Below are 24,794 nucleotides of genomic sequence, written 5' to 3' on the forward strand. Positions count from 1 at the left end.
GAGGGCGCCCGGCAGCGTTCCGGTTAAGGGGCGGTCTGCTCGCGGGGTGCGGCCCAGTCGGATCCGCGAAAGACGCCGATGTATTGCGCGTAGTCCGAGGACGGGATCGACGGATCCAGGTTGAACGCCTGTCCCACCGAGGTCTGGATGCTCATGAAGTCGCCCGCTCTTACGGGCGTGCCAGCCGCGCCCGGATCGAACACCAGGATGCGGTCGGGTCGGGACGCCGCACGAAGCGTCGCCGAACCCTGAACCTTCACGAAAGGACCGTCGATGTTGAAATCCGTCAGCCGCATCCGCTGCACGCCGGACGGCGTCGGAACCGGAATCTGGACGGCGCTGTCGAGCGACAGGATCGCGACGGTGACGACGCGGTCCCGGGCGGGAAGGTCGGAGGCGTCCACCCGCGCCGCGAACGGCATGGCGCCGTTCACCGGACCCTGCATGGCGTGGAACATGCCCCAGAGGCCGTAGGCCGGCCGGTCGCCCAGTTCGCCGGATCGGACGGCGTGCGCATAGGTTTCGAAGATGGCCGTCTCGCGGTGGCTGTCGACGGACAGACGCCGCAGGAGCTCGACCAGCCGCAGGCCGACCGGATCTCCCGCACGGCCGTCCAGGGCCGCCAGCGCCAGGGCGGATCGAACCTTCAGGTCCCCGGCCTCCCACGCTGCGGCGTCGATCGAACCGCCGCGCGCTTCGACCCACTCGCGTAGCAGGTCCCAATCCTGTATGGCGTCCACGCCGATGAACCGGATTCGCAGCTCGGCGGCCAGTCCCTGGTTCAGCGCCCTGACGCCCCGGACCTTGTCCTCGAAGGACCGGTTGCCCCACTGGGCTCCGATGGTGGTCCAGTGGTCGAAGACACGATCCAGGACGTCCTCGTCGCCGCTTTCGAGATACTGGTTGAGCCGATCGCCCTGAACCGGGTCCACCTCCGCCACATAGTCGGTCAAGCCGATGCGCGCGTTCAGATGCGTGAGGAGCTCAAGGTCGAGGATCTGAGGCGCCGCCGAGCCATGGCTTTCGGCCAGAAGAAACAGTCTGTTCTCGTAGAAGGTCGCAGGAAAATCGAAGGTCAGACCACCTGTCACCGGCCCCTCCGCCACGACATGGGCGCGGAGGAAGGAGGCGGTCGGCTCGTCGGCCGTGTCGGCCAAGACGTCCGCCGGCAGCGGTTGCGGCGGCCCCATTTGGGCCAGAGCCGGTGTGGCGGCGAACAGCGCAGCAAGGCTGGCGGCGATCAAAAGCGGGCGGGTCATCGTGAAGCCTGAGAGTGGTTGGAGGGAATTCGGAACGTGACACGCATGGCGACTAGGCCTCGTCTTCGGGGCGGTACCCAAGCAGATCGCCAGGCTGACACTCCAGCTCGCGGCACAAGGCCTCCAGGGTGGTGAAGCGGACGGCCCTCGCCTTCCCGGTCTTCAGCACCGACAGATTGGCGATGGTGACGCCGACGCGATCGGAGAGTTCGGTCAGGGACATGCGGCGGGCCTGGAGCAGGCGGTCGAGGTCGACGGTGATCATCGAACCGCCCGTCAAACGGTCGCTTCGACGTCATCACGCATGCCTGCGCCCTGGCGGAAGACTTCGGCCAGCATGAAGACGATCAGAACGCCGAGCCAGGCGCCGACGTCGAGTTCGAAGCGATATCCGCCATCCAGCGGAGCGATCGCCTTGATCACCAGCTGGCTGATCTCCAGACCGGCGAGACTTGCGCCAATTGTCCGCAGCCGACCCACATTGGCGAGTTCGAAGGCCCGCCCCTGGTTCACCGCAAGGAAGATGCGACGCAACCGGTCGATGATCAGCCATGTGAAGCTGCAGGCGAAGAAGCCGCCCGCCATGACCGTCCACAACGTCGACGCCCCCGCCCCGCCGAGCGCGGGATCCGCATCGCGGGTCGCTTCGAGGGCGCCGGCGAGGAAATCGGGGACGAGCAGCGCCGCCAACAGGGCGAAAAGACAGGCGACCGCGCCGATGGCGACGAAGACGTTCGCCACGCCCAGACCCCATCGCACGACGCTGGCGACCGACCGCCGTCCAACCAGAGCTACCATGTTCAAAGTCCTCCCGGCCCCCTCGGCCGTCTCGATAAACGATACGAATTATCGTTTTCCGATCAATCTATTTATCGATATTCGAGATGAAACTTTCGTAATCCATCGTCTGCCCGACTCTGAGGCGGTGCGCTGAGGCCAGACAGGAGGTCTTGCTACGGCTTCGCTACGACCGCACGCGTCGGGCGGAGTGCGGTGGTCTGACCCCCGGCCCGACGGAGGCGCTCGCCGAGGACCAGACCGCGAGAAAGAGAGAGAGAGAGAGAGAGCCGTCTGTCGATGCGGAACGACCTGGCCGACCCTCGAAACTCTCGCGGATCGCCCGGGCGCCGCGCCAGCGAAGCCGTCCCGTCAGATGATCCTGTTGCGTTGAGATCCAAGCTCCAGCTTTCAGCAGCGAACGGTGCGCGATCTGCTCATGAGTCTCATCGCGACCGCCGCCAAAGCCGGATCCTTGGCCTGTCACCCGCCGCGCTGTCTGAACGACGGCGACGCGCGAGGGCTGGCCAACCCCGCCAAAACCATGCACCGTGCATATATATTTCAGCAGGCAGGATGCAGCGGGGGTCGATGCCGATCTTCATTCAGGCGGGCCTCTGGGGCCTGCTGTCAGCCAGCGGCCTGCTGATCGGTGCCATCCTCGCTTCGAGCTTGGCGCGCCATCTCGGCCACCGCACCGTCGCGGCCGTCATGGGCTTCGGGGGAGGCGTCCTCATCGCCGTCGTCTCGGTAGAACTGATGACCGAAGCTTACCGGCTGAGCGGCCTGCTCCCGACGGTCGGGGGCGTCCTTTCGGGCGGCGCCGCATTCAGCCTGATCAACTGGCGACTCGCCGCCGCGGGCGCCAAGAACCGCAAACGCTGCGGAGAATGCGTCCATCAGCCGAGTGAGGCCGAGCACAAGGGAAGCGGGGCGGCGATCGCCGTCGGGGCCCTCATGGACGGCGTGCCCGAAGCCCTGGTGATCGGCCTCTCCCTGCTCGGCGGCGGACAGATCGGCCTGGGCGTCGTCGCCGGCTTCTTTCTGGCCAACGTCCCGCAAGGGCTCTCCAGCGCCTCGGGCATGAAGCTGGCCGGTCGCTCGAGGCGCTACATCTTCACCGTATGGATCGGCATTCCGGTCGTCATCGGTCTGGCCGCCCTCTTGGGGAGTCTTCTGCTGGGCGCAGCGCCGGCCGCCCTCATGCCCGCCATCCTCGCCTTCGCCGCCGGGGCGGTTCTCGCCATGCTGGCCGAAACCATGATCCCCGAAGCCTTCGAAAACGCACAGCCGTTCATCGGACTGATCACGGTCGTCGGCTTCCTCGCCGCATTTCTCCTGATCCAGCACGCCGGATGATCCGGCGGCGCGACGCCCGGTTCACGGGGTCTTCGATCGCACCAGCAGGGCGCCGCCCATGAGGTCGAAATGAAGATCCGTGCGCGCAGCGAAGGCAGGCTGGTCCCGGAGCCACGCCAGCGCCGCGAGCACGGCGAAGAGGTCCGATCCATCGATGTCGGAGCGGGCCTCGCCCGCGTTCTGGGCTCGCTTGAGCAGCTCGCCACCCGCCGCCTTCATGGTCTGGCAAGAGGCATGAAGCGGCGAACCGGGATCGGCGATCGCCGCCACCATGGCGTCGATCGCCCCCTTGTACTCATGGGCCGCCGCCACCGCCTCCCGCAGCCAGATCATCAGCGCCTCGCCAGGCGCGTCGGCGGTCCCGAGCGCCGTCGCCCTGTCCGCGAGATCGTCGAAACCCGCGCGCAGCAGCGTCTCGAGCAGCGCTTCCCGGCTCGGGAAGTGACGGTAGAGGGTGCCCATTCCTACGCCGGCGCGGCGGGCCACATCCCGAAGGGAAACGTCGGCGCCCTGCTCGGTCACCGCACTCCGCGCGGCCGAGAGAAGCCGATCGCGATTCTGCCTGGCGTCGATGCGCAACTTTCGCTCCTTGACAAACGGAGCACCGCTCCGGATATATGCGGAACACTGCTCCGGAAGCAGTAGATGATCTCTTTTGGAGAGGAAAGCAATGTCAGTCCAAACGATGAAGGCGGCCCGGTTCCATGCGTTCGGCGGCCCGGGGGTTCTCGTCTACGAAGATGCGCCCCGACCGGAGGCCAGGGCCGGCGAAATCCTCGTCAGGGTTCGCGCGGCGGGCCTCAATCCGCCGGACTGGTACTTCCGCGAAGGCTTCACTTCCCTGCCCGACGAGTGGCGACCCAAGGTCGATTTCCCCGCCATCCCCGGTACGGACATCTCCGGCGAGGTCGAGGCGGTGGGCGACGGCGTCAGCGGCTTCTCCATCGGCGATGAGGTCTACGCCATGGTCAACTTCCCCGAAGGCATGGCGGGCGGCAGCCGGGGTTACGCGCAGTACGTCGCCGTGCCCGCTTCGCATGCCGCCATCAAGCCCGTCGGCGTGGACCATGTGCACGCCGCCGGCGCCCCCATGTCCCTGCTGACCGCGTGGCAGTTTCTCGTCGATCTCGGTCATGAAGAAGCGAACCCCCTTCAGCCCGGTCCGCACGTCCCGGTCCCGCTCGACGGCAGGACGGTTCTGGTCAACGGCGCGGCCGGAGGCGTGGGTCACTTCGCCGTCCAGATCGCCAAACTGAAAGGCGCGCGTGTCATCGCCGTCGCCTCGGGAAAACACGAGGCGCTGTTGCGGGACCTCGGCGTGGACGAGTTCATCGACTACGGCAAGACCACGCCCGAAGACGTCGTCAGGGATCTCGATCTCGTCGTCGATTCACTGGGTGGTCCGACGTCGAGCCGCTTTCTGCGCACGCTCAAGCGCGGCGGCGCCCTCTTCCCGGTCTTCCCTCTGGGATTCGATGGCCACGATGAGGCCGACACGCTCGGCGTCACCGTGTCCGCCACCCAGGTTCGCTCGAACGGCGCCCAGCTCGCCGAACTGGCGCCCCTCCTGGCCAGCGGCGCGATCCGGGTTGCGATCGACAGCACCTATCCGCTCGCGGACGTCTCGAAAGCCCACGCCCGCGCGGCGGAAGGGCATCTGCAGGGCAAGCTGGTCCTGACGGTCGACTGACGGTGCGCGAGAGCCGCAATATACTGGAAGGAGTGACTACAGTGACTGTGCAAAAACTGAAGCATGGCGAACCGGACTGGTTCGCCATGGTCGGGGCGCTCATGAGCGAAGCGGCGCTGGCCGCCGATCTGGCGCCCGACACGACGCTCTCCATCCTGGAGCGCTATACGGACGGGGACTCGATCGGCGACGGTCAGGTTCAGGGCATTCGCTTCGAGCTCGCAAACGGCTGGCCCATCTTCCGGGTCGGCGTGGGTGTCGATGAAACCGCCGACATCGTGATCGAACTGACGAAGGCGGCGGCTCGAACGCTCAACAGCCTGAAAAGCGACGACCCCGTCTACGCCTCGGAGCGGGCGCGCCTTCTGGCGTCCGGCGAAATGACCGTCGCCGGCGACCTGTCGGTGATCGTCGGCTGGCTGGCGGGCGTTCACGACCCGATCGTCGAACGAACGCTCTGACACGCGAAAGCCCTCGCGTCTGATCGAACACCGACGCGGGGACCGCTCGTCAGCTGCTGTGCGAGCCTCGGACGATCAGGGGCGCTCTGGACGTCTCCGGGGGCATAGGCAACGTCTCCGGCGGAACGGCCGGTGACGGTGTCGCTCTCAGGCCAGCGCCCTGACCGTCGAGATCACGGCAGCCAGGTCGGGGCGTCGGCGAAAATCGGGATCGACATGGGCGTGTCGGATCACCCCGTCCGGATCCAGCACGAAGATCGCGGAGATGGGGAGCAGGCCCGCTTCGGAGCCGTAGATGTGCCTGAGGTCGAGACCCGCGTCACGGTGCCGGCGGGTCAGTTCCGGCCCGACATGGAAGACGACGCCGCTGGCCAGGGCGAGCCCATGATTGGTGTCGATGAGCACATCCACCAGCCCGCTGACGGCGTGTTCGCCCCTCACGGCCAGCCCGCTGTCACCGGTCAGAATCAACAGCCGCCCGCCCGCGGCGATCAGGTCCGGCAGGGTTTCCTTCCAGGCGGCGAGCATCTCCAGGCAAAAGGGGCAGCCGCCCCCGCCGACGAAACTGACGACCAGAGGTCGATCGAGCAGATCCCGCAGCGAGCGCGGGACGCCGGACGCCTCCGGAAGCGTGAAGGCCGGGAAGGCCGTCCCGACCTTGGGCGCGTTGCGACCCACGCGAAGCCGCACGAGACGTTCGACCAGACTGTCGTAGAGCGCTGTGCAGTCGTCTGCGTCAGCGGGGGTTTGACCAGGGCGGATATCGAACATGCGCCCAACATCGGCCACCGCGCCGCGGTCCGGAAGCGCCCGCAGAACATGGGTTCGATAGCTGACGCGTCCATCCCGGCGTTGCCGCCTACTCTCCGTCGAAGGCTGAAGATCAGCGTTGCAATATTGTTGGATCGGAGACGGACGCGATCGCTTGGGTTAGAGCGCTTTCACGCCCCTATCTCCGTCCCGACGTCGGCCCATCTCGACGTCGGCACGTCTCCCCGAAAGGCGCCTTCCGATCTCGGGAGCTATCGAAACCATGCGCAGCGCCCGATGGACACCGGGGGCGCTGCGGGGTCAGCTAGAAGGTAGCCGAGGTCTGCCGGCGCCGGACGAGACGGAGCCTTCTCGAGAGGTCCGTGACGACCGCCGGCGTCGACGGATCGCGCCGGCCGATACGAAACCCACCGGCATCGACGCGCAGGCGTCTGACAGAGGACCGAAACGTGCTGACAGAAGACAGGGTGTTGGAAAGAGCCGGCTTCGGAGGGGGATGCCACTGGTGCACCGAGGGCGTCTTCCAGGCGCTTAAAGGGGTCTCGCGCGTGGATCAGGGGTTCATCAGGTCCGAGCCTCCCGCCGACACCTGGGCGGAGGGGGTGATCGTGACGTTCGATCCGGGCGTCATCAGCCTGGCCACCCTTTCGGAGGTGCATCTCAGAACCCATTCGTCGGCTCGCGCGCGATCGCCCCGCAGCAAATACCGCACGGCGATCTACGTCTTCGGCGACCCTCAGCGGCAGGAAGTGGATCCCGTCATCTCAGCCTTCGCCGACGAGATCGGGAAGCCGGTGCAGACCCAGGTCTTGCCCTTTAGCGGGTTCCGCCCATCGGACGCCCGGTTCCAGAACTACTACCGCACCGACCCGAACCGACCGTTCTGCCGGCGGTACATCGACCCGAAGCTGGATTTCATCCGGCGAAACTTCGCCGAAATCAGTCTGCCACCGGCCTCGTGATCGTGAGCCGAAATCCGTCGCTGACGGCCGACATCGCCAGCAGGAGGAAGTGTACACAAATCCAATAGAGCAAAGCGATTCAAAGTAAGCGGTATGCAAGAAATCAGATGATCGCCCGCAAGAAAGTTGCGGTAAGCGCGCAACTTTATGGCGGCATAAATATAACCTTGCATTGTATCAAATATATCTGCACTAATTTGTGTAATCGGATCGGCCACCCCCGCTTCCCGGTCCGCCCATTGTTCAGTCGAGGGCGTCATGCAGGCTTCCGAACCACGAGATCCCTATGGGGCGGCTCTGGGTGCTGTAAAACGGTTCGCCGAGGCGGGCCGGTTTGTTCCCGGCGAGCCCATCGTGGTGACGGAGCTGGCGGCGGAGGTGGGATTGAGCGCCACCCCCGTCCGTGAAGCTCTCGCCTGTCTCGCGGGACAGGGGCTCATCGAACGCAGACGCGGACGCGGCTATTTCTATCCGTCGCTGGGCGCCGCCGAGATCATCGACCTGTTCGAGCTTCAGCTCGCCTATCTTCATGCCGCCCTGACCCTCTACCCCCGTGGGCTCGCCCCCTTGCGCAAGGCGGCCGTCGCCGTCGATCCGCTCGACGGCGTTCAGGCCCTGTTCGACGCGATCATCAGGCAGTCGTCCAACGCCGAGCTCGTCCTGGCCCATCGACGTGTGGTCGACCGGCTCAAGACGGTCCTCGAGGTCGAGCGCGGCCACGAAGACCCAGACGGTGCGACCGTAAGGACCATGATGGAGGTGATCGTCGACGGGCGGATCCCGGAGCTTCTGGGCCTGCTGGAAACCTATCACGAGCGTCGCTGCTCACGCGCAAGGACCCTGGTGAGCGAGGCTGCCTGATTTCCTCACGCCCCTCCATCCCGCGCCGCCTGTTCGGGCGTCGCGACGCCGCCGAAGACCAGGGCGGCCAGCGCACCGGCCGCGCCGATGCGCCGATCATGGTAACGCCCCACGCTCGCAACGAAGCCGGGCGCGACCTCCTCGGTATAGGCGGCGTAGAGGCCCATCGCCTCGTCACGAAGATCGTCGAACAGGGTCGCCTCGTGGCGGCGCACCAGATCGAGCTGGCCGCTCACCTTCTGGAAGCCGTCCCACAGGACCTGATTGCCGGCGCTGCAGACGATGGTCGCGAACAGTCGGTTCACGGCCGATCCGGGACAGCCGGGTTCGTAAGGGGGAGCCGGCGGACGCAGGGCTCCGAGGGCGCGGAGGTTCACCTCGAAGGCGATGCGGACGTAGTGACCATGCATCGCCCAACGGTCGCGGGCTGCGGTGGCGTCCAGCCGCAGAGTGACATAGCCGCCGGACGAAGCGCGCTCCACCAAGCCTTCGCCGCTCAGTCGCGCCAGGGCCTCGCGGATCGGCGTCGTCGACAGACGCAATCTCTGGGCCTCGTCCTGGACGATGACCGGCGAGCCGCCGGCCAGGCTTCCCGAATGTATACGCTCACGCAACGACGCCAACGCCTGGGTGAACGGGTCGCGGTTACGCGCCATGTCCAGATTCCGGTCTTTTCGGAGACCCCGCCGGCGCCCGATCGTCCGCTCACCCATCGTTTCCCAGACCGGCGCATTCGTCTGCGAAAATCTTTATCGGGCAGACCGCAACGGGAGTCCGAAACGCCCGCCGGCTTCTTGCGGGATGGTCCGCGCGCTTCGAGCCGACCCAGAGAAGGCGCACACGCCCGCGTTCGTCCGACGCACCGAACACAGCGCGTCGGGTGGTGAAAGGTCGATTTGCCGATGCCTCCCGATCCACCGGAAAAGTTGAGTTATGCGCGGCAGATCGGTCTGGCGGCGCGGCGGGTCCGGCGCGCGCGGAACATGACGGCGCAGCAGGTGGCGACGGCGATGAATCTGCCGCTTCGGACCTACGAGTATTTCGAGGCCGGCAAGGGGCGGCTCAACCTCGACTACGTCCACCGGTTCGCGGTCGCGACCAACTGCGACCCCTGGTCTCTGCTTCTGGGCCCGGGGCTGGGCTCGACCGATTTCGCCCGTCGCACCGCCGATTCAAAGCTGATGCTCGTGTTCATGATTGCCCTCAGCGAGTTCGAGAGCATGATGGGCGACCGCCTCATCGCCATGGACCCACGCGCCCTGATCGAGGCCTTCACCGAGACGTTCCGGAAACTGGAAGCGGAGGACCGCCAGAAGAGCGAGGAGACCGCATCCTGGCTCGATGCCGGCCGCGACCGTCTGGCGGGCAAGCCGCCGGAAGACGACGCGTAGCCCCGGCCGCTGGAAATACACGACAGATATAGATTGCCGCTGGGGTCACAGCGGGCGCTTCATGACCTGCCGCAATCCGCGGCGACTTGCGAATGGAGGCTACCATGACCAGCACCGTTCAGATCCGACTGATCGGCTTCGGACCCGTCACCGCCCTCACCCGGGGCGCCATCGTCGGGCCGCCGCTGGAGATCGAAGAGACGCCGTTCGACGGCGTGGCCTGATCGCCCGGGACGAGCGTCGTTCGCGGCGCTCGTCGTGGCGTTCACATCGAAGATGACCGGTCGCCCGACAGCCGTCGTGGCGACTTTTGTGCGTTCGCTGCTGTCCGATCGAAAAGGCTCAAATACACGACAGATATAGATTGCGACCGCCGGTTTCGAAGCGGCTCCATGGACCGCCGCAATCCTGCGGCCTCACAACCTGGAGGCTCTCATGACTGGCATCGCCCAGATCCGACTGATCGACCTCGGTCCCGTCACTGTTTTGACGAGGGGCGCGGTGATCGGCCCGCCCCTCGAACACGAGGAAATGCCCTACGACGGCGGGGCCTGACGGCGTCGGGGACGAACGCCTTTTGAGGCGCTCGTCCCCAGCCGCCGCGCGCGTGCCCCATGGAGAACCAGGCCTTCGCTCCCGCTACGCCCTTCGCCTCCACCTCGGATGGCGCTGTCGCCCACCTTTCGGCGCATCTGCATTTCGCGGTCGTCGATGAGGACGTCATCGTGCTCGATGAGCGTACGGATGCCTACAGCTGCCTGCCCGGCGCCGGTGCGGTGATACAGGTCCGGGGCGACCGCATCGTCGCCCCCGAGCCCGTGCTGGAGCAACTTCGGGATGGCGGCTTCCTCGGCCCTGCGGGCGAGAGCCGGGCCGTCGCGCCGCCGGCGCCGACCCGAGCCCTGCCCTTGCCGCTGTCGACCGCGATGGATGTGGTCGCGACCACGAGGTTCTGGTGGTCCTGGTGGCGCGAGGGACGGAAATTCGAATCCCGATCCCTCGCGAGCCTGCTCGCCACGCACCGCCGACCCTCTCCCTCGTCGAGCCTCTCCGAAGAGGAAATCGGCCGTCTGACGGCGGCCTTCGTCCGCCTTTTGCCGTGGGCGCCGGGACAGGGCGCCTGCCTCTACAGGGCGCATCTCCTGCGAACCTTGATCCGTGACGCGGGCGGAGACGTGCGATGGGTGTTCGGGGTTCGCACCTGGCCATTCTCCGCACACTGCTGGCTGCAGGTCGGCGACGCTGTGCTGGATGACGAGCCGGATCGGGTCGCCGTCTACACCCCGATCATGGTGGTCTGAGGTGGGGCATTTTCTGCATCTCGCCTGGTCCGACGTCAGCAATCTCGATCTCGCAGAAAGTCTCGTGTTTGAGGCCCAGGCGCGGGGGTTCGTCCCGGTTCAGGCGATGGAGCAGGCCTGGCTCGGCACGAGGGGACCGAGGCCCCCGGCAGTCCACAATCCCGCTGGTGAGCATCTGCTCGTGCTAGGCGACCTGTTCGATGCCCTCGACGGCGACCGAACCCGTATCCCGACACACGGCGAAGACGCCGACCGCGCCCGCGCCCTGATCCGGCGATATTGGGGACGGTACATCGCGATGTTCCGGACGCCGCGAGGCCAGGTCCGTCAGGTCCTTCGCGATCCGTCCGGCGCCCACGAGTGTGCGGCGTGGCGACGCGATGGGATCCAGGTCGTCACGTCAGAACTTTCCGACTGGCTGATGAAATTGGCCGCGCCGCCCGTTCAGGTCGATTGGGACGTCGTGGGCGGTATTCTCCGCGACCCCATCAATGCGACCGCGGCCAGCCCGCTGATCGGAATCCGGGTCGCCGCGGCGGGCGACCTGACCGACCTCAACGCTCGACGAAGCACCCCGCTCTGGCGCCCAGCCGACTTCAGCAACTCGATCACCTCCGATCCCCGCGAGGCCGCAGCGCGACTGCGGGAGCGGATCGACGGCTGCCTGGCCGGCTTCGCCGACGTCATCGCGCGGCCGGGGGTCGAAGTGTCCGGCGGGCTTGATTCCGCGATCGTCGCCGGCGCCTTTCAGGCCGGTGGGGCGACCCCGCACCTCTGGTTCAACATGTTCGGTCCGTTTGCGGAAGGCGACGAGCGCCGGTTCGTTCGAACCCTCGGGGATCGTCTCGGCTTCGAACCGCACTGCGTTCAACGCGCGATCAAGCCGATGACGACGGAAGGCTTCGACGTCACCGCCCGAGGTCCCAGACCCGGAGTAAACGGCAGGGACTATTCATTCGACACGGCCGTCGCGGAAGCCTGCCGGGAAGCCGGCGTCGACGCCCTCCTGACCGGAAAGGGCGGCGACGGCGTGTTCTTTCAAATGGGGGTTCCAGACATCTTCACCGACGTCCTCCGCGAGCGGGGCCTCGGCGCCGTCTTCAGCCCCGCATTGCCACAACTGGCGCGCTGGACACGCCGATCGACCTGGTCCCTCCTGCGCACTGCCCTGAGCACACCGAGAAGCTCTCCGCTCGACCGGTCGGCGCGGGTGCTGTCGATCTTCAATCCGGAAGGCGTTGCGCACGATGCAGAAACGGCTCTGCATCCGTGGCTGCGCGGGCTGGAGACGATCCCGCCGGCCAAACGTCTGCAGATCGAGTCCGTGGCGGCGGGCCTGGCCTATCAAGGCCAGTGCCGCCGGACGGAGGCTGCCGACCTGATCCATCCGCTTCTCGCCCAGCCCGTCGTCGAACTGGCGCTCGGATTGTCCGTCCCTCTTCTCACCGACGACGGCCGGGCCGACCGCAGGCTGGCCCGCGCCGCCTTCGCCGACAGACTGCCGCCCGAAATCCTGCACAGGCGGTCCAAGGGTGAGATGACCGCCTACTTCGGCCGTCAGGCGGCGGCGAGCATCCCTTTCCTGCGAGACCACCTGCTCGAGGGTCGCCTCGCCGCGCGCGGACTAATCGACCGCGGTCGCACGGAAGCCCTCCTCGACCCGGACCGTCTCCTCTGGAAAGGCAGCGTACCGGACTTCACGATGGCGGCAGTGACGGAGAGCTGGGTCCGGCGCTGGGAGGCGATCGGGGCTGGGGTCTGAACACCGGCGGGGCCTCGCCCGAGCCGAGGGTGCGGTCGAGGAAGACCAGGATTTCCGCGTAGAGATCCCGGATATTGTCCGGGCTCCAGAGATGATGGCCTTCGCCCCAGTAGGTGAGAAGCCGCGCATCCTTGTTCTGCCGCCACAGCGCCGAGAACATGATCTCGGACTGAGTGCTCGGCAGAAGATCGCGGTCACCGTGAACGAGAAGCACCGGCGCCGAAATCCGGTCCGCGGCGAAGAGGGGGCTGTTCCTGACATAGCGGTCAGGCGCGGTCCAAGGTGCCGCGCGCATTCGCCCCTGACTTTCCTCGGCCCAACCGATGCGCTGGCGCAAGGAGAGACCGAATTCCGGATTGTCGCGATTGGCGGGAGAGAATTCGCCCCAGGCGGTCGCCAGATCAGACAGACCCGCGACGGAAATGATGGACTTGAACCGGTCCGTCTGCGTGGCGGCGACCAACCCGACATAGCCGCCGAAACTGTGTCCCCAGTGCGCGACGCGGTGCGGATCGAGCTCCGGATACTGGGCGAGGGCGGCGTCGACCACCCCCAGGACATCCTTGGCGTAGTCCTCCGCGGGTTCCTTCTCCCGGTCGAGGGGCACGATCGGGATCAGCACCGCATATCCACCGGAGACGACAAGCTGGGGATTGGCCCAGGCGTTGAGCGCGGCGGGTTCAGACGGCGCGGCCGCAGGGCCGCCTGGATAGGAGAGAACGACCAGAGGCGTCTTCTCCCCCCGCCACTGCCGGGGGCGGTAGAGCCAACTGATCCGTTCCACGCCGTCCGCCCCCCGGTGGCGGACGCGTTCGGGCTCCGGGAAGTCGATCTCGCCCATCCAGTCGTTGATCGTCGACAACGTCCGGTCGGGCCGACCCGGCTGCTGAAGGCGCAAGGTCTGGACCCCGTTGTCCACGGTGCGGACGATGACGCCGTCGGCGCCGGCGTAGACGCCGGAGACGAAGGCGTCGCCGGTCGCTGTCACGTCAGGATCGAGGTCCGGGCGGACGATCGCCCCACTGGACAGGCGTACCGCCATCCAGCCCCGCCGGGGTGGAGAGTTCCGCTGGCGTCGCTGCGACTCCAGATAGCCCGCGCCGTCGAAGCCGGTGACGACGCCGGGCGGAGCGACCATCGGCGCGGCTTCGCCGGAGACGGTCACAGCCCAGGGGCGGCCTCCCGCGACCAGCAACAGCCGCTCCCCATCGATGGCCCCGATATCGACGGACGGCGGACCGAGCGCCGCCGTCAGGTTGACGGCTCCATCCCGTCCGAGCCGGTGCCAGTCGTTCCGCTCGCCCGCTGGGCCGTGAGCGAACAGGACAGGCCTATCTCCCAGCCAGTCCGCATAGACGCTGTTGAATGCGGCGACCCCGCCGCCCGTGAAGGGCCTGAGCCCGCCGAGATCGTAGCGCTGCACGGATCCGTCGTCCGGATCGACGCCGATGAGATCACCGGCCTCCCAACCTTCGGCGCCGCGCGCCCACACCAGCAGACGATCCGAGCCCGGCGACCAGGCCAGCAGGCTCGGTGCGACATCGGCCTCGCCCAGAGGCGAGGTCACGGCGCCCATCCGCAGGTCGGCAATGCGTAGCCTCCGCTCCCGATCGATGGCCTGCGGCTCGAACGCTGTTGTCGGATCGAATGTCGCCGGTCCGGCGGTCTCGACCAACGCCAGGCGATCTCCGTCCGGGGAGAGCTCAAGATCGTAGAACCAGCCCGCGGCGAGCGGGGTGGCGATGCCGGAACGAACATCGAGTCTGACCGCCTGGTTCTGTGGAGGCCGGGGCATCTCGTCAGCGAAGGCGCCGCTGCCGAGGGTGGTTCGTTGCGCCGGTCCGCCGGCGTCCGTGGCACGCCAGCGCGCCTCGAGCGCTCGTCGGCCTCGCCCGCCGCTGGCCAGCCATTGCGGCAACGATCCGTCGGGTCTCACCAGCAGCACGAGCTCATCGTCGGAACGCCACTGCGCCGCCTCCCCGAAGACAGAGAGCTCGGGCGACAGGGGAAACCAACGGACCGCGCGATCCGCCATCTCGATAACCCCGGCCTGCCATCGGTGATCTCTGAGGCGGAAGATCAGGAGTCTGCGCCCGGACGGCGACCAGGGCCCAAGCACGTGGCCCTCCCTCTCCTCGGGCCGCAGCAGGTTCTCGGCAGGCCGGTCCGAGGCGAGATCCACCACTTTCAGGCGGCTCACCGTCCACGGATTGCGGAGACCGAACTCGAACGACGTCGCCTGGTCGTAAGGCGCCCGTTGTTCGAACACCGCCCACCGCCCCGTCGGATCGATGGTGGCGTTGCCGAAGGACTCCGCCGCGAGCATATCGTCCGTTCGGTACGGACGACCGTGTGTCACGAGCGAGCGGGACCCGGTGGCGGCCTGAACTCCCGCCGGAGCGTTCTGCGGGATCTGCGCGGCAGCGCCCCAACCCGCACCCCACATCAGGATGAAGGCCGAGGCGGCGACGAGGGCGCGCGAGCGCGCACGGCGTCTTGCGGACGCCATCGGGCGTCCGCTCGAAGCAACTGGGGGCATGACGTCCTACCAGCGCTTGATGAGCTGGAACGCCGCAACCCGGCCGAGCGGCCCCGCCTGCCCCGGATCGAACCCGAAGCCCTGCGGAGAGTCATAGAAGGGCGGATCCGCGTCGAAGATGTTCTGGATCGTCAGGGCCATCTCGACGCCCTCGCCCAATCCGGTTCCGACCCCGGCCCAGCGCAGCTGAAGATCGGCGGTCGTGAAGGCGTCGATGGTCCGCCCCGCGGCGTCGCGGTAGTCGGAGGCGTGATTGACGCCGATCCGCGTCGACCAGTCCCCACGCGTCCAGGTCGCGGCGGCCTGGGCGCGGAGATCGACCGGGAAGCCGACCAGCCCGAGCACATCCTCGCGAACGGCCACCGGGGTCACCCGACGGCTGTAGTCCAGGAGGTAGGAGGCCGACAAGGAGAGGCCGAAGCTGTTGTCGCCGACGCCGAAATCGTAGCTGCCCGCCAGATCGATCCCTTCGACATTCAACTCGCCGGTGTTGGCCCACCGCCCGTCGAGGATCACCGAGTAGGACGAGGCCGGATAGAGGGTCGGCGAGACGAAACGCGGGTCGGCGAGGAAGGCCTGGACGCGGGCCAGATCGGCCGCATTCCCCGGCGTGAGACGCGTGACGAAGGGCGACAGGCTCGGATCGACGAGGATGCTGGTGATGTTCTCCAGCGCCGGTCGACCGATCTTGTTCTCGAAGCGGATGTCGAAATAGCCCGCGCTGAAGCGCATGCCGGGCCGGGGCGCCCATTCGACCCCGAAGGTGAGGCTTTCGGCGGTTTCAGGTTCGAGGTCGGTGTTGCCGCCGGACTGCAGGATCGCCACGCGGCTGACCCCGGAGTCGGACACGGTCAGGGGACCGAGCTGGACCCGATCGAACACTTCGGTGAGGGCGGGGGCGCGAAAGGACGTACCCCAGCTGGCTCGGACCGTGAATGGGTCCGAGGGCTGCCAGATCAGGCCGATCTTGGGATTGGAGGTCGTGCCGACGTCGTCATAGTCCTCAGCACGCCCGGCCAGGGTGAGCTCCAGGCGCTTGATCCCGGGCCTCGCATTGGCTTCGCCCACCAGCGGCGCCCGCATCTCCATGAAGACGGCGCCGATGTCGCGGACCTGGGGGTCGCCGATGGTGATCACCGGAGCCAAGCCCGAAGCGAAATTCTGGCTGCGACGATTGAACTCCTCGCGCCGGAACGAAGCGCCGACCGCAATCCGCAGGTCGCCGCCCGGCAGGCTCAGGGGCGAGCCGTCCAGCATCAGATTGGCGGAGCTGATACGGCTGCGGTAGCGGGACCAGGTGTAGCCCTGCGAGATGAAATCCAGAACCGCGTCGCCGTTGGCCCCGCCCGACCCGAAGGGATTGAAGTATCCGTCCCGGGCCGCGCTGTAGGAGGTCGCCGGATTGTCGACGGCGTTTCCCAGCGCTTCGGCGAGGAAGGTGCTGTTGAGCTGATTGTTCGTCCCGCCTTCGCTGAGCTCCTCGGCGAAGGCGCCGTAGGCTTCCAGCGTCCAGTCTCTCGGCAGCGCGATCTCGATTCCGGCGGTCCCGCCGAGGCTGCGCGACATGCCGTAGCTCTCGGTCGGGCCGAGATCGCCGATGAAGTTGTAGGCGATCAGGTGGGAGGCTGAACCGGTCGGGGAGACGAAGAAGGGGTTGCTGCGTCCGACCGTGAGAATGCTCACGGGTGCGAGGTTGGCGTATTCGAATGTCCGCCGGCTGAAGCGGGCGTCGGCGGACACTTCGATGTGCGAACCGAGGTCCTGGCGGACGCTCGCATAGGCGCTGTGGCGCTCCTGGAGCGGGAGGATGTCGACGTCGGCCCGGCGGTTGCCGAGGTTGGCGCCGCCCGCCTCGAAATCCGACGGCGTGCGCGCCGTGCCGTCGGGACCGGGTCGGATCGCATAGGTGCTGCGATAGGCGCCGCGAGACGCGTCGAACACGACGATGCTGCCGGGCGGCCCGTAGAAGCTGCGGCGATCCGTGCCGCCCCAGGGGGTCAGATCGCCAGTGGCGGTGTAGTCGCGGTCCGCCGAGTTCAGCGCCGACTGATGCTGATACTCGTAGGACAGGAGCGCCGAGCCGGTCTCCCATCGCGTCCCGAAGAGATGGGACGCCAGCAGGTCTTCGCCCCCGCCTTGCGCGGCGGAGGCGCGCAGCCGGGTTTCCTGGCCCTCATAGCTCCGCCGCAGGATGACGTTGACCACGCCGGCCACCGCATCCGATCCATAAAGGGCGGAGGCGCCGTCGAGGAGCACGTCCACGCGCTCGACCGCTCCGCCCGGGATCGCCGAGACATCGGCGAACTCCCCCTTCATCCCGGTCCCCGCGAGGCGTCGCCCGTTGACCAGAACGAGGGTCGCGTCCGCCCCGAGGCCTCGCAGGTTCACGCCCGTGGCCGTCGACGTGTTGCTTCCTAGCGAGTCCGCACCCAGCAGCAGGCTGTTGGGCGTCGCGTTCCCCGAATAGGACTGAGGAAGCCGGACGAGGGCGTCGGCGACCGTGGCGTCGCCGCGCCGGTCGAGGTCCGCGCGCGAGATCACGGTCACGGGCGACGGCGATTCCCCCGGACCCCGCAGCAGCGAGCCCGTGACGATCACCTCGTCGATGACTGTGGCGTCCTCCAGGGCCGTCTGTGGGTTCGAGGCGCGGCGCAGGACGATCACGCCCGGCCGACTGCGAGACCAGACGACGCCGCTTCCGGCGAGCAGGCGATCCAGCGCCGTGTCCGGCTCATGTCTTCCGCTCAGTCCCGGAGTCCGGAGGCCCGCCACGAGGTCGGCGGTATAGAGCATCTGCACATTGGCCTGCCGGGCGTAGGCGATCAGCGCCGCGTCCAGCGAGCCGCCGGAAATGTTGAACTCACGGGCCGTTTGCGCCTGGGCATCGGTGGCGAAGGCCACGGCGGCGATGGGCACGAGTGCGACGCCGGCAAGCAGGCTTCGGGTGCAAATGGTCATGAGCGAGGTCCCCTCCGACGCAAGGGCGCGTCGAACAGGAGACGCAGGGGCGTCACCTCATCTGAGTTGGGACCCGAAATTTTTATCCGCCGACGGATCGCGCGGTGAGGCGCACGCCGCCGTCGGCCTGCGGCTGGGCGCTCAGACCGAAGAGATCCGAGACGGCCGCGACGAAGGCGTCCCGGTCGCCCGTGGCGAAGGAGCCGTTGACCGCGACCTCCGATGCAGGCCCGGCCGCCAGGACGATCTTGTCCGGAAGGTAGCGATTGACCTCGGCGACGGCGTCGCGAAGCGGCGTGCCCCGGAAGACGAGGTGACCCTGAGACCAACTCGTCTCGACGGTCGCATCGACAGCGACCGGCGCTGGGTCGCGACGCGACGTCTGGACTTGCTGCCCCGGGGTCAGACGCCAGTTGCGGGTCTCGGCCTGGACATCGGTGACCGCGACCGATCCCTCGACGAGGGTCACGCGCGCCCCGGTGGATTCGCGTCGCACGTCGAAGACGGTGCCCAAGGCCGTGACCTCCGTGCCCCCGGCCTCGACTTTGAACGGACGGGTCGCGTCGTGGGCGACGGTGAACAGCGCCTGGCCCTGTTCGAGCACGATCCGCCGTTCGCCCGAGGCGAACCGCACCCTGATCCGCGTGTCCGTATCCAGCCTGACTTGGGTCCCGTCGTCGAGCGCGACGACCCGTTGGCCGCCGATCTCCGTTTCGTAGAGACCTCGCGTGGGCAGCCAGAAGAGCAGCGCCATCGCCACGGCCACGACAGGGACGAGCGCGACCGCGACGGGGAAGAGCCGCCTTGACCAAACGCGCTTCGTCCCTGGCCTCGAGGTCCGCAACGTCGCCTGGGTCAGATTCTGGATGTCGCCATCCGATGAGAGGGATCCCGTGCTCCGCCAAAGACGCTCGACCTTGTGATAGGCCTCCGCGTTGCCAGCGGTCTCGCGCCAGGTCTTGAACGCATGGAGCGTGTCGGCGGACACGGGGCGTTCCCCGAGTCGGACATGCCACTCGGCCGCTTCACGGTCCGCAACGCCTGTCGCGCTCTGCGGGTCGCTCATGGCGTTCCCCATCGGCTACAGCCGCAACTGGGCTGCGCAGTACTCGAGCGCCTTGATCATCCGCCATTGGACGGTCGTCACGGGGATGTTCAGCCGCTCGCCTATCTCTTGATACTCCAGATGCGCGAAACGGCTCAAGACGAACACGTCCCTGAGACGGGGCGGCATTGTCATGACGATCTGCTTGAGAAGGACCATGTCGATCTGCGACGCGGGATCCACGAGTGGATCCGGATCAAGCCGATCGCTGGTGGCCAGAGGGACCGGCCCTCGCCGCCTGGCCCTGTCGATGACCAGGTTGTCGACGATCTTCAGAAGAAGCGCCTTGGGGTGTTCGATCAGACCCTTGCGACTGTATGGCGCGGCCCGAATCCAGGCCTCCTGGACGAGGTCCTCGGTTTCGTCGCCGAAGCGCCGCCTCAGCCGCGCCGTCAGCCAACCGGAATAGGTGCGATAGAGATCGTGAAGGCCGTGATCGGCCTCCTTGTCCCCCACACCTCCAGTTCGATCCGACACGGGCTCGCCTCCAGATGATGAGGCGAGCCCGGCCGAAGCACCGGGTGTTGAGACCATGCTTGAGGCATGCGCCGACGCCTTTAGCCTGAAGGCTTGGACATACGCGCCAGCCACACCGCTGCCGCGGAGCGAAGATGTAGAATGATCGTCTCAAGCGAGGTTCTCACGCCTCGGCGCCGCCCGGAGGCGACGCACTCAAAGCTTGAATCAAGGTCGGCGCGTTTGCAAGCGGTGGTGCATTGCGCGCCTCACAACGACGTCACAGTTCGGGAGCCACAAGCGGTCGGACGAACGGTCGTCGACACTTTCAAAGCGTTGCGGCCTTGCGCGTCTCCGCCGCCGCATCGACGAGACAAGCCGATGGCATCATCGGCCCACGACTGCAGCCACCGCCGCCTCGCTCCATCCCTCCCGAGTGCGCGTCGTCTCGTCCCAGAGAGCCTGTAGAGCCGCCAGATCACTGTCAAAGGCGAAAGGTTCGGCGAAATGCTCGAGGACGTCGAAGGTCGCCACCGGCACCGGCATGCCGACCAGTATCTCGCCGGTCAGGATGGTCGCCAGGGTTTCCGTGACTTCGATCAGCGCCCGACTGGCCTGATCGACGGTTTCCAGCTTCAGGCCGAACCGTTCGATCCCGCCCCGCGATGTCGCATCCGCCGCGTGGGAGACGACCTTGTTTCGATGCCGACGGATTCCGGTGATCGCCGTGTGGGAGAGCCGGTCCTCCAAGGCGGCGAGGACCTTGCGGTGCACCACGTCAGTACGCTCCCGGCGGTGCAGCGACTTGCGGCTAAGCCGGTCGAACAGCTCATGCCGGTCCCGCGAGATGTCATGCGGTCCTCTGGCCGCCCAGCGGACGCCCGGCTCCCAAGGCTCCTCGGGCGCGGTCGGGTCGTAGGGCGCGCCGTCGAAACAGACGAACATCTCCCGCCGGACGAGGCTGTGATTGTCCCGCAGCAGACGCAGGACGGTAGGCAGGGACACGACGCCGCGGCCCTCGTCCTCCGAGGCCGGGTCAGTGAGCCGCCCAACGGCCGCCACCACGCCCATCACATAGGACTGGTCGATGAACTCGCCGAGCACCGGCGCGACGGCGGCGTTCTTGCGGTCCGCGTCGACCGTTCGGCGCGCCTCGTTGATCACCCGGTAGGTCGCATCCCACCAGTTGAAGTCGATGATCTGCGCGAAGATGGAGTGTTCTTCGTCGCGACGCAGCAGGCCGTGCGCCCGCTCCCGCAGCGCGCGGTACGCCGCAAGATCGGTCTGGTCGGCGATGTCGCAGTCCTCGGGCGGTGTCACAGCGGCGCTCGTACGGGGTGGTTGTCGCGCGGCCTTAGCACGGTGTGGCGTGATCGTGGTCGGGCCGCCTTATGGGAGAGCGCGCTCTCAGGCCCCGCTGAGAAAGCGGTTGTCGATGAAGCGGTCCTGACGGCGGTCGCGGGCGAAGACCACTTCGCGGGCTGCTGATACGATGTCTCCGTTGAGTTTGCGCACGAAGTCCCGGGATCGTATGCGTCCGGCGAGGGTCCGCAGCAGGACCGGATTGCGTGCCGCGAGGAAGGCGGCGTTCGGACCGATCGGCATGAGGATGAACCCGTCCTGCGTCCGCAGCTGACCGAACCGCACGGGGGCGTCGGTCAGCAGGCACGCCCAGTCGGCGTCCTCAGCGTGGACGACACCCCAATGCATACGGTCCATGGCGCCGAGGACGGTCGTCGCTGTGATCAAACGTGGGAGGAGGATCTTGGCGTGCTCGCGGTCCATGCCCGTCTCACCGGCGGCGACATGCTCCGCCAGCGTCGGAGCCCAATCGGCCTCCCGCATGCGCTGATACTCAGGCTCCAGGGCGTCCAGATCGGCCGCCTGGGCCACGGGCGCATAGCCGGCGATCGTGTTGATCGCGTCGGGACTGCGGCTGATCATGGAGCTGACGAAGCGCATCCAGTCCAGGGCAAGGCGGTCATCCTCGGGCCGATGGCTGGTGGCGAGCAACGCCTGGAGCGCCAGAGCGCCCCGGTCGTCGATCTTCTGCATGAACCCGGTCTCCAGCGCCTGGCGATCCGCCTCGCTCGGCGCGCCCGCCAGGGCGTAGAGGTCGATCCCGTACCCTGACCCCTTCGGATACATCTGGCGGACAGCCAGCTTCCCGTCCGCGCGGCGGCTGTAGCGATAGAGCCGGCCGGTTTCGTCCGTCCACTGACCGAGCAGGAACTTCGGAACGTAGTGGTGCTTCATGGGGCGAGACCTCGGCGTGCTCCCGATGTCGAACGGCGGCGTTCTCTCAGATAGGAGGGCGGCGACGGAATTGCATATTACGACATTTTGTCGTATACTGGTGACGACAAAAAGTCGGAGGAACGCCTTGCCCGCCGTTGAACCCGAGGACGCCGCTCAGCTTCGCGACAGTCTCGACGCCCTGAGCCTAAACCAGACCAACCTCGCCCAGCTGATGACCGAGCTCGGTGACGCGCGCGAGATGAAGACAATCCTGCGCAGCATTCAGCGGATGGCCGGACGGGAAGCGAAACTGTCCGGCGAGATGCAGGTCATCCTCACTCTCCTGAAACGGGAACAGTCCCGGGCGCGCCGTGTCGCGGAGGCCGCCGACTGGATCGAGCAGGACGGTCGCCTGACAGCGGTCATCCAGGGGGTCCGCGTCACTCTGGCGCCGCAGACGCGCGGCCGCTGGAGCATCCATGCCCGGCACATCGCGGAGCGGCCGGACGGTTATTCGCCGGAGATCCCGCACTGGCGCAACAGCCTGGCCGACGCCAAGCTGCGCGCCGTGCTCGCCGTCGAGGAAACCCTCGACGATCTGGAGATGATCGCGGCCCAGCTCGCCGAAGACGCCGCCTGACGTGCGGCGTTCCAAAATGACTGGAGCTCTCCGGCTGCGCCAAACGGGCGCCCGCGCGCGTCGGGCCTGGTCGCCGTGACCGCCGCGTCGCCCCCGTCCCGGCTGTTCCGCTATCGCTCGCTCGCCGGCGCCGGGTGGGCGCGCGAGGCCGAGGCGATGCGGAACGCCTATCTCTGGTCTCCCCGCTTCAGCCAGATGAATGACCCGATGGAGGCGTTCTACGAGCTGGGGGGCGCCGGCGATCAGGCCGTCGATCGCCTGTTGCAGACGGCCGGCAAGTCCACCGCCGACATGTATGAGATGGCGAAGACGGTGATCGACCGGCTGTGCCTGGTGTCCTTCTCCTCGACGCCCGTTGATCTGCCGCTGTGGGCCTACTACGGGGGTAATTTCGCGGGCGTGTGCCTGGAGTTCGACACGGACAGACTGTTCGTGGGCGATCTGCAGGGAGAGTCCCTGGTTCCAGTCACCTATGCGGAGACGGCGCTGCCGCCTCTGCAACTGTGGGAGCTGACCTCCATGGAGGCGGTGACGGGTCGGCTCAGCCGCAAGCGGATCGAATGGGCGCACGAGAAGGAGTGGCGTGTCCTCACCGGCGCGGAAGGGCCGCGCCACTACATCGATGAGGCCCTCGTGCGGGTCCATTTGGGACCGCGGATCGACAAAGATCACGCCCGGCAAATTCGCGCCCTGTTCGACGGGAGACCCACCGAGGTCGTCCAGGGCCGTGTCAACGGCTTCTCCCTCGGGTTCGAGCTCGTTCAACCGCCCACGGCGGCGACGCGATACACAAGGGTGGGTTCGGGCACGCTCGACCTCGACGCCCTCCTGTGGTCTCGCGATGAATTCGAAGCCTTCCTGACGGTCCCTGTCGAACAGTTGGTCGAGGAGCTCCGGCGGATCGCGGGCCAGCCCAATGTCGACGCCGTGGCCGATTGCATGGTGTCAGTCACCCGACCGGCGCTCCTCGTCCAGGTCGAGCAGAAGCTGCGGAACGATCGCATCGTCTATGAGCGCCGGTACTACGACTCCCGCCTCCAGAGATTGCCTTGAGGCCGCCATCCCGAACCGCGCCTACTGCTCCTGAACGAGGGGGCGACGCGGCGGGCGGCGTGAGGCTAGGCTGCGGCCGCCGGCGCCTTGGCGGTCCGCTCGTTCTCCGTTGAAAGGATCACACTATGACGCGTCAGTCCGACGCCGCCCGGTTCGAGCAGATCGTCGGCCAGATCCTGCGCGATGAGGGGTATCGCGTCACCGAGAACGTCCGCATGAGCGGGACGCCTCACGATATCGATCTCCTCGCCGTGAGAGACCAGATCACATTGCCGGTAGAGGTCAAACTGGGGTCGGGCCGACGCCCCATCGGCCTGCGCTCGCTGCGCGACTGGGGCCCTGCCGTCGCCTTCCTCGGAAAGTTCGCGAAGCGAGCCAGGCCGGTGCTTGCCATCGGAGCTTCGGTCCACCCCGAGCACCGGGCTTGGGCGGAGAAGGAGTACGACATCGAGATCTGGGACGGCCTCGCCCTGCTCGAGCGGGCCGGAGCGCAGCGACCGGAGCTCGAGACGCTGCTGGACAACCAACCGCAAAGGGCGACGCTGTTAGGGATCGCGCCGGCGGAGATCGAACAGCAGCTGAGGGCGCTCGGCTACATCGTCGATCCGCCTGAGCCCGTCGAACCTGAGCCTGCGCCGACCGAGGGCGAGGCGCTGATCACGCGTCTCCGCGCCACTCAGACCGGGAAGAACCACGCCAAGGCCTACGAGGAGATCTGCCGCGACATCCTCAGCTATGTATTCGGAAACGACCTGCTCGACGGGCGTAGCCAGAAGCGGACATCCGATTCCCTCAACGTCTACGACCTGATCTACAGGGTCGCGCCGCACAACGCCTTCTGGTCGACCCTGACCCGCGACTTCCGGGCCCGCGTCGTGATGTTCGAATGCAAGAACTACACCCACCCCATCCGGGCGATGCAGATCTTCACGACCGAGCGCTATCTCAGCACCAGTGTCCTGCGCCCGATCTGCTTCATCCTGACCCGCAAGGCGCCCCACCGACACGCCGTCGAAGCGGCCTTCGGCGCCATGCGGGACGCCCAGAAGCTGCTCGTGGTCCTGTCCGACGAGGACCTGATCGCCATGATCAAGGCCAAGGACGTCCAGCGCATGGAGGGCGGCACGATCATCGACCGCCTGCAGAACGATCCGACGGAAATCCTCGACCAGAGGATCTACGACTTCATCGCCGGCATCCCGCGCTGATCT

Annotated in this window: 23 protein-coding genes; 11 read left to right on the forward strand and 12 right to left on the reverse strand. The window is 67.2% G+C overall.

What is annotated here, in order from left to right:
* Nucleotides 1–23: 23 nt before the first annotated feature.
* From B2Y21_RS09940 to B2Y21_RS09950, 3 genes are read right to left on the reverse strand one after another with little or no spacing between them, the layout of a single operon-like run.
* Complete coding sequence (locus tag B2Y21_RS09940; RefSeq protein ID WP_292059383.1) at nt 24–1,259, reverse strand: hypothetical protein; 1,236 nt, start codon at nt 1,257–1,259, stop codon at nt 24–26.
* A 52-nt stretch (nt 1,260–1,311) separates the two neighbouring features.
* The gene (locus B2Y21_RS09945; RefSeq protein ID WP_292059385.1) at nt 1,312–1,524 is read right to left on the reverse strand and encodes a helix-turn-helix domain-containing protein; all 213 of its coding nucleotides are present in this window, start codon (nt 1,522–1,524) and stop codon (nt 1,312–1,314) included.
* A gap of 11 nt (nt 1,525–1,535) precedes the next feature.
* A complete protein-coding gene (locus B2Y21_RS09950) occupies nt 1,536–2,000 on the reverse strand; it encodes a DUF2975 domain-containing protein (protein WP_292059387.1) in 465 nt (154 codons plus the stop codon).
* Nucleotides 2,001–2,426: 426 nt separating this feature from the next.
* Between B2Y21_RS09950 and B2Y21_RS09955 the strand changes: the two genes are divergently transcribed.
* Nucleotides 2,427–3,395, forward strand: a complete 969-nt coding sequence (locus B2Y21_RS09955; protein ID WP_292059389.1) for a ZIP family metal transporter — start codon at nt 2,427–2,429, stop codon at nt 3,393–3,395.
* A 21-nt stretch (nt 3,396–3,416) separates the two neighbouring features.
* Here the strand turns inward: B2Y21_RS09955 and B2Y21_RS09960 are convergent, their stop codons facing one another.
* The gene (locus B2Y21_RS09960; RefSeq protein ID WP_292059390.1) at nt 3,417–3,974 is read right to left on the reverse strand and encodes a TetR/AcrR family transcriptional regulator; all 558 of its coding nucleotides are present in this window, start codon (nt 3,972–3,974) and stop codon (nt 3,417–3,419) included.
* Nucleotides 3,975–4,065: 91 nt separating this feature from the next.
* Here B2Y21_RS09960 and B2Y21_RS09965 point away from each other — a divergent pair, with 91 nt between their 5' ends.
* Nucleotides 4,066–5,085, forward strand: a complete 1,020-nt coding sequence (locus tag B2Y21_RS09965) for an NADP-dependent oxidoreductase (protein ID WP_292059392.1) — start codon at nt 4,066–4,068, stop codon at nt 5,083–5,085.
* 41 nt (nt 5,086–5,126) lie between these two features.
* The gene (locus B2Y21_RS09970; RefSeq protein WP_292059394.1) at nt 5,127–5,546 is read left to right on the forward strand and encodes a hypothetical protein; all 420 of its coding nucleotides are present in this window, start codon (nt 5,127–5,129) and stop codon (nt 5,544–5,546) included.
* A 147-nt stretch (nt 5,547–5,693) separates the two neighbouring features.
* Here B2Y21_RS09970 and B2Y21_RS09975 read toward each other — a convergent pair whose 3' ends face one another.
* A complete protein-coding gene (locus B2Y21_RS09975) occupies nt 5,694–6,317 on the reverse strand; it encodes a redoxin domain-containing protein (protein ID WP_292059396.1) in 624 nt (207 codons plus the stop codon).
* 449 nt (nt 6,318–6,766) lie between these two features.
* On the opposite strand from B2Y21_RS09975, the gene B2Y21_RS09980 reads away from it, so the two are divergent.
* Nucleotides 6,767–7,279, forward strand: a complete 513-nt coding sequence (locus B2Y21_RS09980) for a peptide-methionine (S)-S-oxide reductase (protein WP_292059398.1) — start codon at nt 6,767–6,769, stop codon at nt 7,277–7,279.
* 258 nt (nt 7,280–7,537) lie between these two features.
* Nucleotides 7,538–8,140 carry a GntR family transcriptional regulator gene (locus B2Y21_RS09985; RefSeq protein WP_292059400.1) on the forward strand — a complete coding sequence of 201 codons (603 nt, stop codon included), beginning with the start codon at nt 7,538–7,540 and terminating at the stop codon, nt 8,138–8,140.
* A 5-nt stretch (nt 8,141–8,145) separates the two neighbouring features.
* On the opposite strand, the gene B2Y21_RS09990 is transcribed toward B2Y21_RS09985, so the two are convergent.
* The gene (locus tag B2Y21_RS09990) at nt 8,146–8,796 is read right to left on the reverse strand and encodes a GntR family transcriptional regulator (RefSeq protein WP_292059402.1); all 651 of its coding nucleotides are present in this window, start codon (nt 8,794–8,796) and stop codon (nt 8,146–8,148) included.
* 240 nt (nt 8,797–9,036) lie between these two features.
* On the opposite strand from B2Y21_RS09990, the gene B2Y21_RS09995 reads away from it, so the two are divergent.
* From B2Y21_RS09995 to B2Y21_RS10005, 3 genes are all read left to right on the forward strand, one after another.
* Nucleotides 9,037–9,531 carry a helix-turn-helix domain-containing protein gene (locus B2Y21_RS09995; RefSeq protein ID WP_292059403.1) on the forward strand — a complete coding sequence of 165 codons (495 nt, stop codon included), beginning with the start codon at nt 9,037–9,039 and terminating at the stop codon, nt 9,529–9,531.
* A 614-nt stretch (nt 9,532–10,145) separates the two neighbouring features.
* Nucleotides 10,146–10,832: a lasso peptide biosynthesis B2 protein gene (locus tag B2Y21_RS10000; protein ID WP_292059405.1), complete on the forward strand. Its 687-nt coding sequence runs from the start codon at nt 10,146–10,148 to the stop codon at nt 10,830–10,832.
* Between the two features lies 1 nt (nt 10,833).
* Nucleotides 10,834–12,594 carry an asparagine synthase-related protein gene (locus B2Y21_RS10005; RefSeq protein WP_292059407.1) on the forward strand — a complete coding sequence of 587 codons (1,761 nt, stop codon included), beginning with the start codon at nt 10,834–10,836 and terminating at the stop codon, nt 12,592–12,594.
* On the opposite strand, the gene B2Y21_RS10010 is transcribed toward B2Y21_RS10005, so the two are convergent.
* The 6 genes from B2Y21_RS10010 to B2Y21_RS10035 all read right to left on the reverse strand — a co-directional run bounded on the left by B2Y21_RS10010 (nt 12,530) and on the right by B2Y21_RS10035 (nt 21,908).
* Nucleotides 12,530–15,103, reverse strand: coding sequence for a S9 family peptidase (locus B2Y21_RS10010; RefSeq protein ID WP_292059409.1), 2,574 nt, complete (start codon nt 15,101–15,103; stop codon nt 12,530–12,532). The two genes, B2Y21_RS10005 and B2Y21_RS10010, sit on opposite strands and share 65 nt — an antisense overlap.
* A gap of 36 nt (nt 15,104–15,139) precedes the next feature.
* A complete protein-coding gene (locus B2Y21_RS10015; RefSeq protein WP_292059411.1) occupies nt 15,140–18,091 on the reverse strand; it encodes a TonB-dependent receptor in 2,952 nt (983 codons plus the stop codon).
* Between the two features lie 82 nt (nt 18,092–18,173).
* Complete coding sequence (locus tag B2Y21_RS10020; protein WP_292059413.1) at nt 18,174–19,157, reverse strand: FecR family protein; 984 nt, start codon at nt 19,155–19,157, stop codon at nt 18,174–18,176.
* Between the two features lie 15 nt (nt 19,158–19,172).
* On the reverse strand, nt 19,173–19,787 hold the full coding sequence (locus B2Y21_RS10025; protein WP_292059415.1) for an RNA polymerase sigma factor: 615 nt from the start codon (nt 19,785–19,787) through the stop codon (nt 19,173–19,175).
* 252 nt (nt 19,788–20,039) lie between these two features.
* On the reverse strand, nt 20,040–20,972 hold the full coding sequence (locus B2Y21_RS10030; protein WP_292059417.1) for a hypothetical protein: 933 nt from the start codon (nt 20,970–20,972) through the stop codon (nt 20,040–20,042).
* 87 nt (nt 20,973–21,059) lie between these two features.
* Entirely contained in the window at nt 21,060–21,908 is an 849-nt protein-coding gene (locus tag B2Y21_RS10035; RefSeq protein ID WP_292059419.1) for a DUF4238 domain-containing protein, read from the reverse strand.
* Nucleotides 21,909–22,035: 127 nt separating this feature from the next.
* Here B2Y21_RS10035 and B2Y21_RS10040 point away from each other — a divergent pair, with 127 nt between their 5' ends.
* From B2Y21_RS10040 to B2Y21_RS10050, 3 genes are all read left to right on the forward strand, one after another.
* The gene (locus tag B2Y21_RS10040; RefSeq protein WP_292059421.1) at nt 22,036–22,530 is read left to right on the forward strand and encodes a hypothetical protein; all 495 of its coding nucleotides are present in this window, start codon (nt 22,036–22,038) and stop codon (nt 22,528–22,530) included.
* Nucleotides 22,531–22,605: 75 nt separating this feature from the next.
* The gene (locus B2Y21_RS10045; protein WP_292059423.1) at nt 22,606–23,583 is read left to right on the forward strand and encodes a DUF2971 domain-containing protein; all 978 of its coding nucleotides are present in this window, start codon (nt 22,606–22,608) and stop codon (nt 23,581–23,583) included.
* Nucleotides 23,584–23,708: 125 nt separating this feature from the next.
* Nucleotides 23,709–24,791, forward strand: a complete 1,083-nt coding sequence (locus B2Y21_RS10050) for a restriction endonuclease (protein WP_292059425.1) — start codon at nt 23,709–23,711, stop codon at nt 24,789–24,791.
* The last annotated feature ends 3 nt before the right edge of the window (nt 24,792–24,794 follow it).

Source organism: Brevundimonas sp. UBA5936 (genome assembly GCA_002430835.1).
Lineage (GTDB): Bacteria > Pseudomonadota > Alphaproteobacteria > Caulobacterales > Caulobacteraceae > Brevundimonas.

Bases quoted from the DNA above. Each gene is read 5' to 3' on its own strand.
- B2Y21_RS10015 (WP_292059411.1), bottom strand. From the start codon at position 18,091: ATGACCATTTGCACCCGAAGCCTGCTTGCCGGCGTCGCACTCGTGCCC.
- B2Y21_RS10020 (WP_292059413.1), bottom strand. From the start codon at position 19,157: ATGAGCGACCCGCAGAGCGCGACAGGCGTTGCGGACCGTGAAGCGGCC.
- B2Y21_RS10035 (WP_292059419.1), bottom strand. From the start codon at position 21,908: ATGAAGCACCACTACGTTCCGAAGTTCCTGCTCGGTCAGTGGACGGAC.
- B2Y21_RS09990 (WP_292059402.1), bottom strand. From the start codon at position 8,796: ATGGCGCGTAACCGCGACCCGTTCACCCAGGCGTTGGCGTCGTTGCGT.
- B2Y21_RS09985 (WP_292059400.1), top strand. From the start codon at position 7,538: ATGCAGGCTTCCGAACCACGAGATCCCTATGGGGCGGCTCTGGGTGCT.
- B2Y21_RS10050 (WP_292059425.1), top strand. From the start codon at position 23,709: ATGACGCGTCAGTCCGACGCCGCCCGGTTCGAGCAGATCGTCGGCCAG.
- B2Y21_RS09945 (WP_292059385.1), bottom strand. From the start codon at position 1,524: ATGATCACCGTCGACCTCGACCGCCTGCTCCAGGCCCGCCGCATGTCC.
- B2Y21_RS09940 (WP_292059383.1), bottom strand. From the start codon at position 1,259: ATGACCCGCCCGCTTTTGATCGCCGCCAGCCTTGCTGCGCTGTTCGCC.
- B2Y21_RS10010 (WP_292059409.1), bottom strand. From the start codon at position 15,103: ATGGCGTCCGCAAGACGCCGTGCGCGCTCGCGCGCCCTCGTCGCCGCC.
- B2Y21_RS09975 (WP_292059396.1), bottom strand. From the start codon at position 6,317: ATGTTCGATATCCGCCCTGGTCAAACCCCCGCTGACGCAGACGACTGC.
- B2Y21_RS10000 (WP_292059405.1), top strand. From the start codon at position 10,146: ATGGAGAACCAGGCCTTCGCTCCCGCTACGCCCTTCGCCTCCACCTCG.
- B2Y21_RS09965 (WP_292059392.1), top strand. From the start codon at position 4,066: ATGTCAGTCCAAACGATGAAGGCGGCCCGGTTCCATGCGTTCGGCGGC.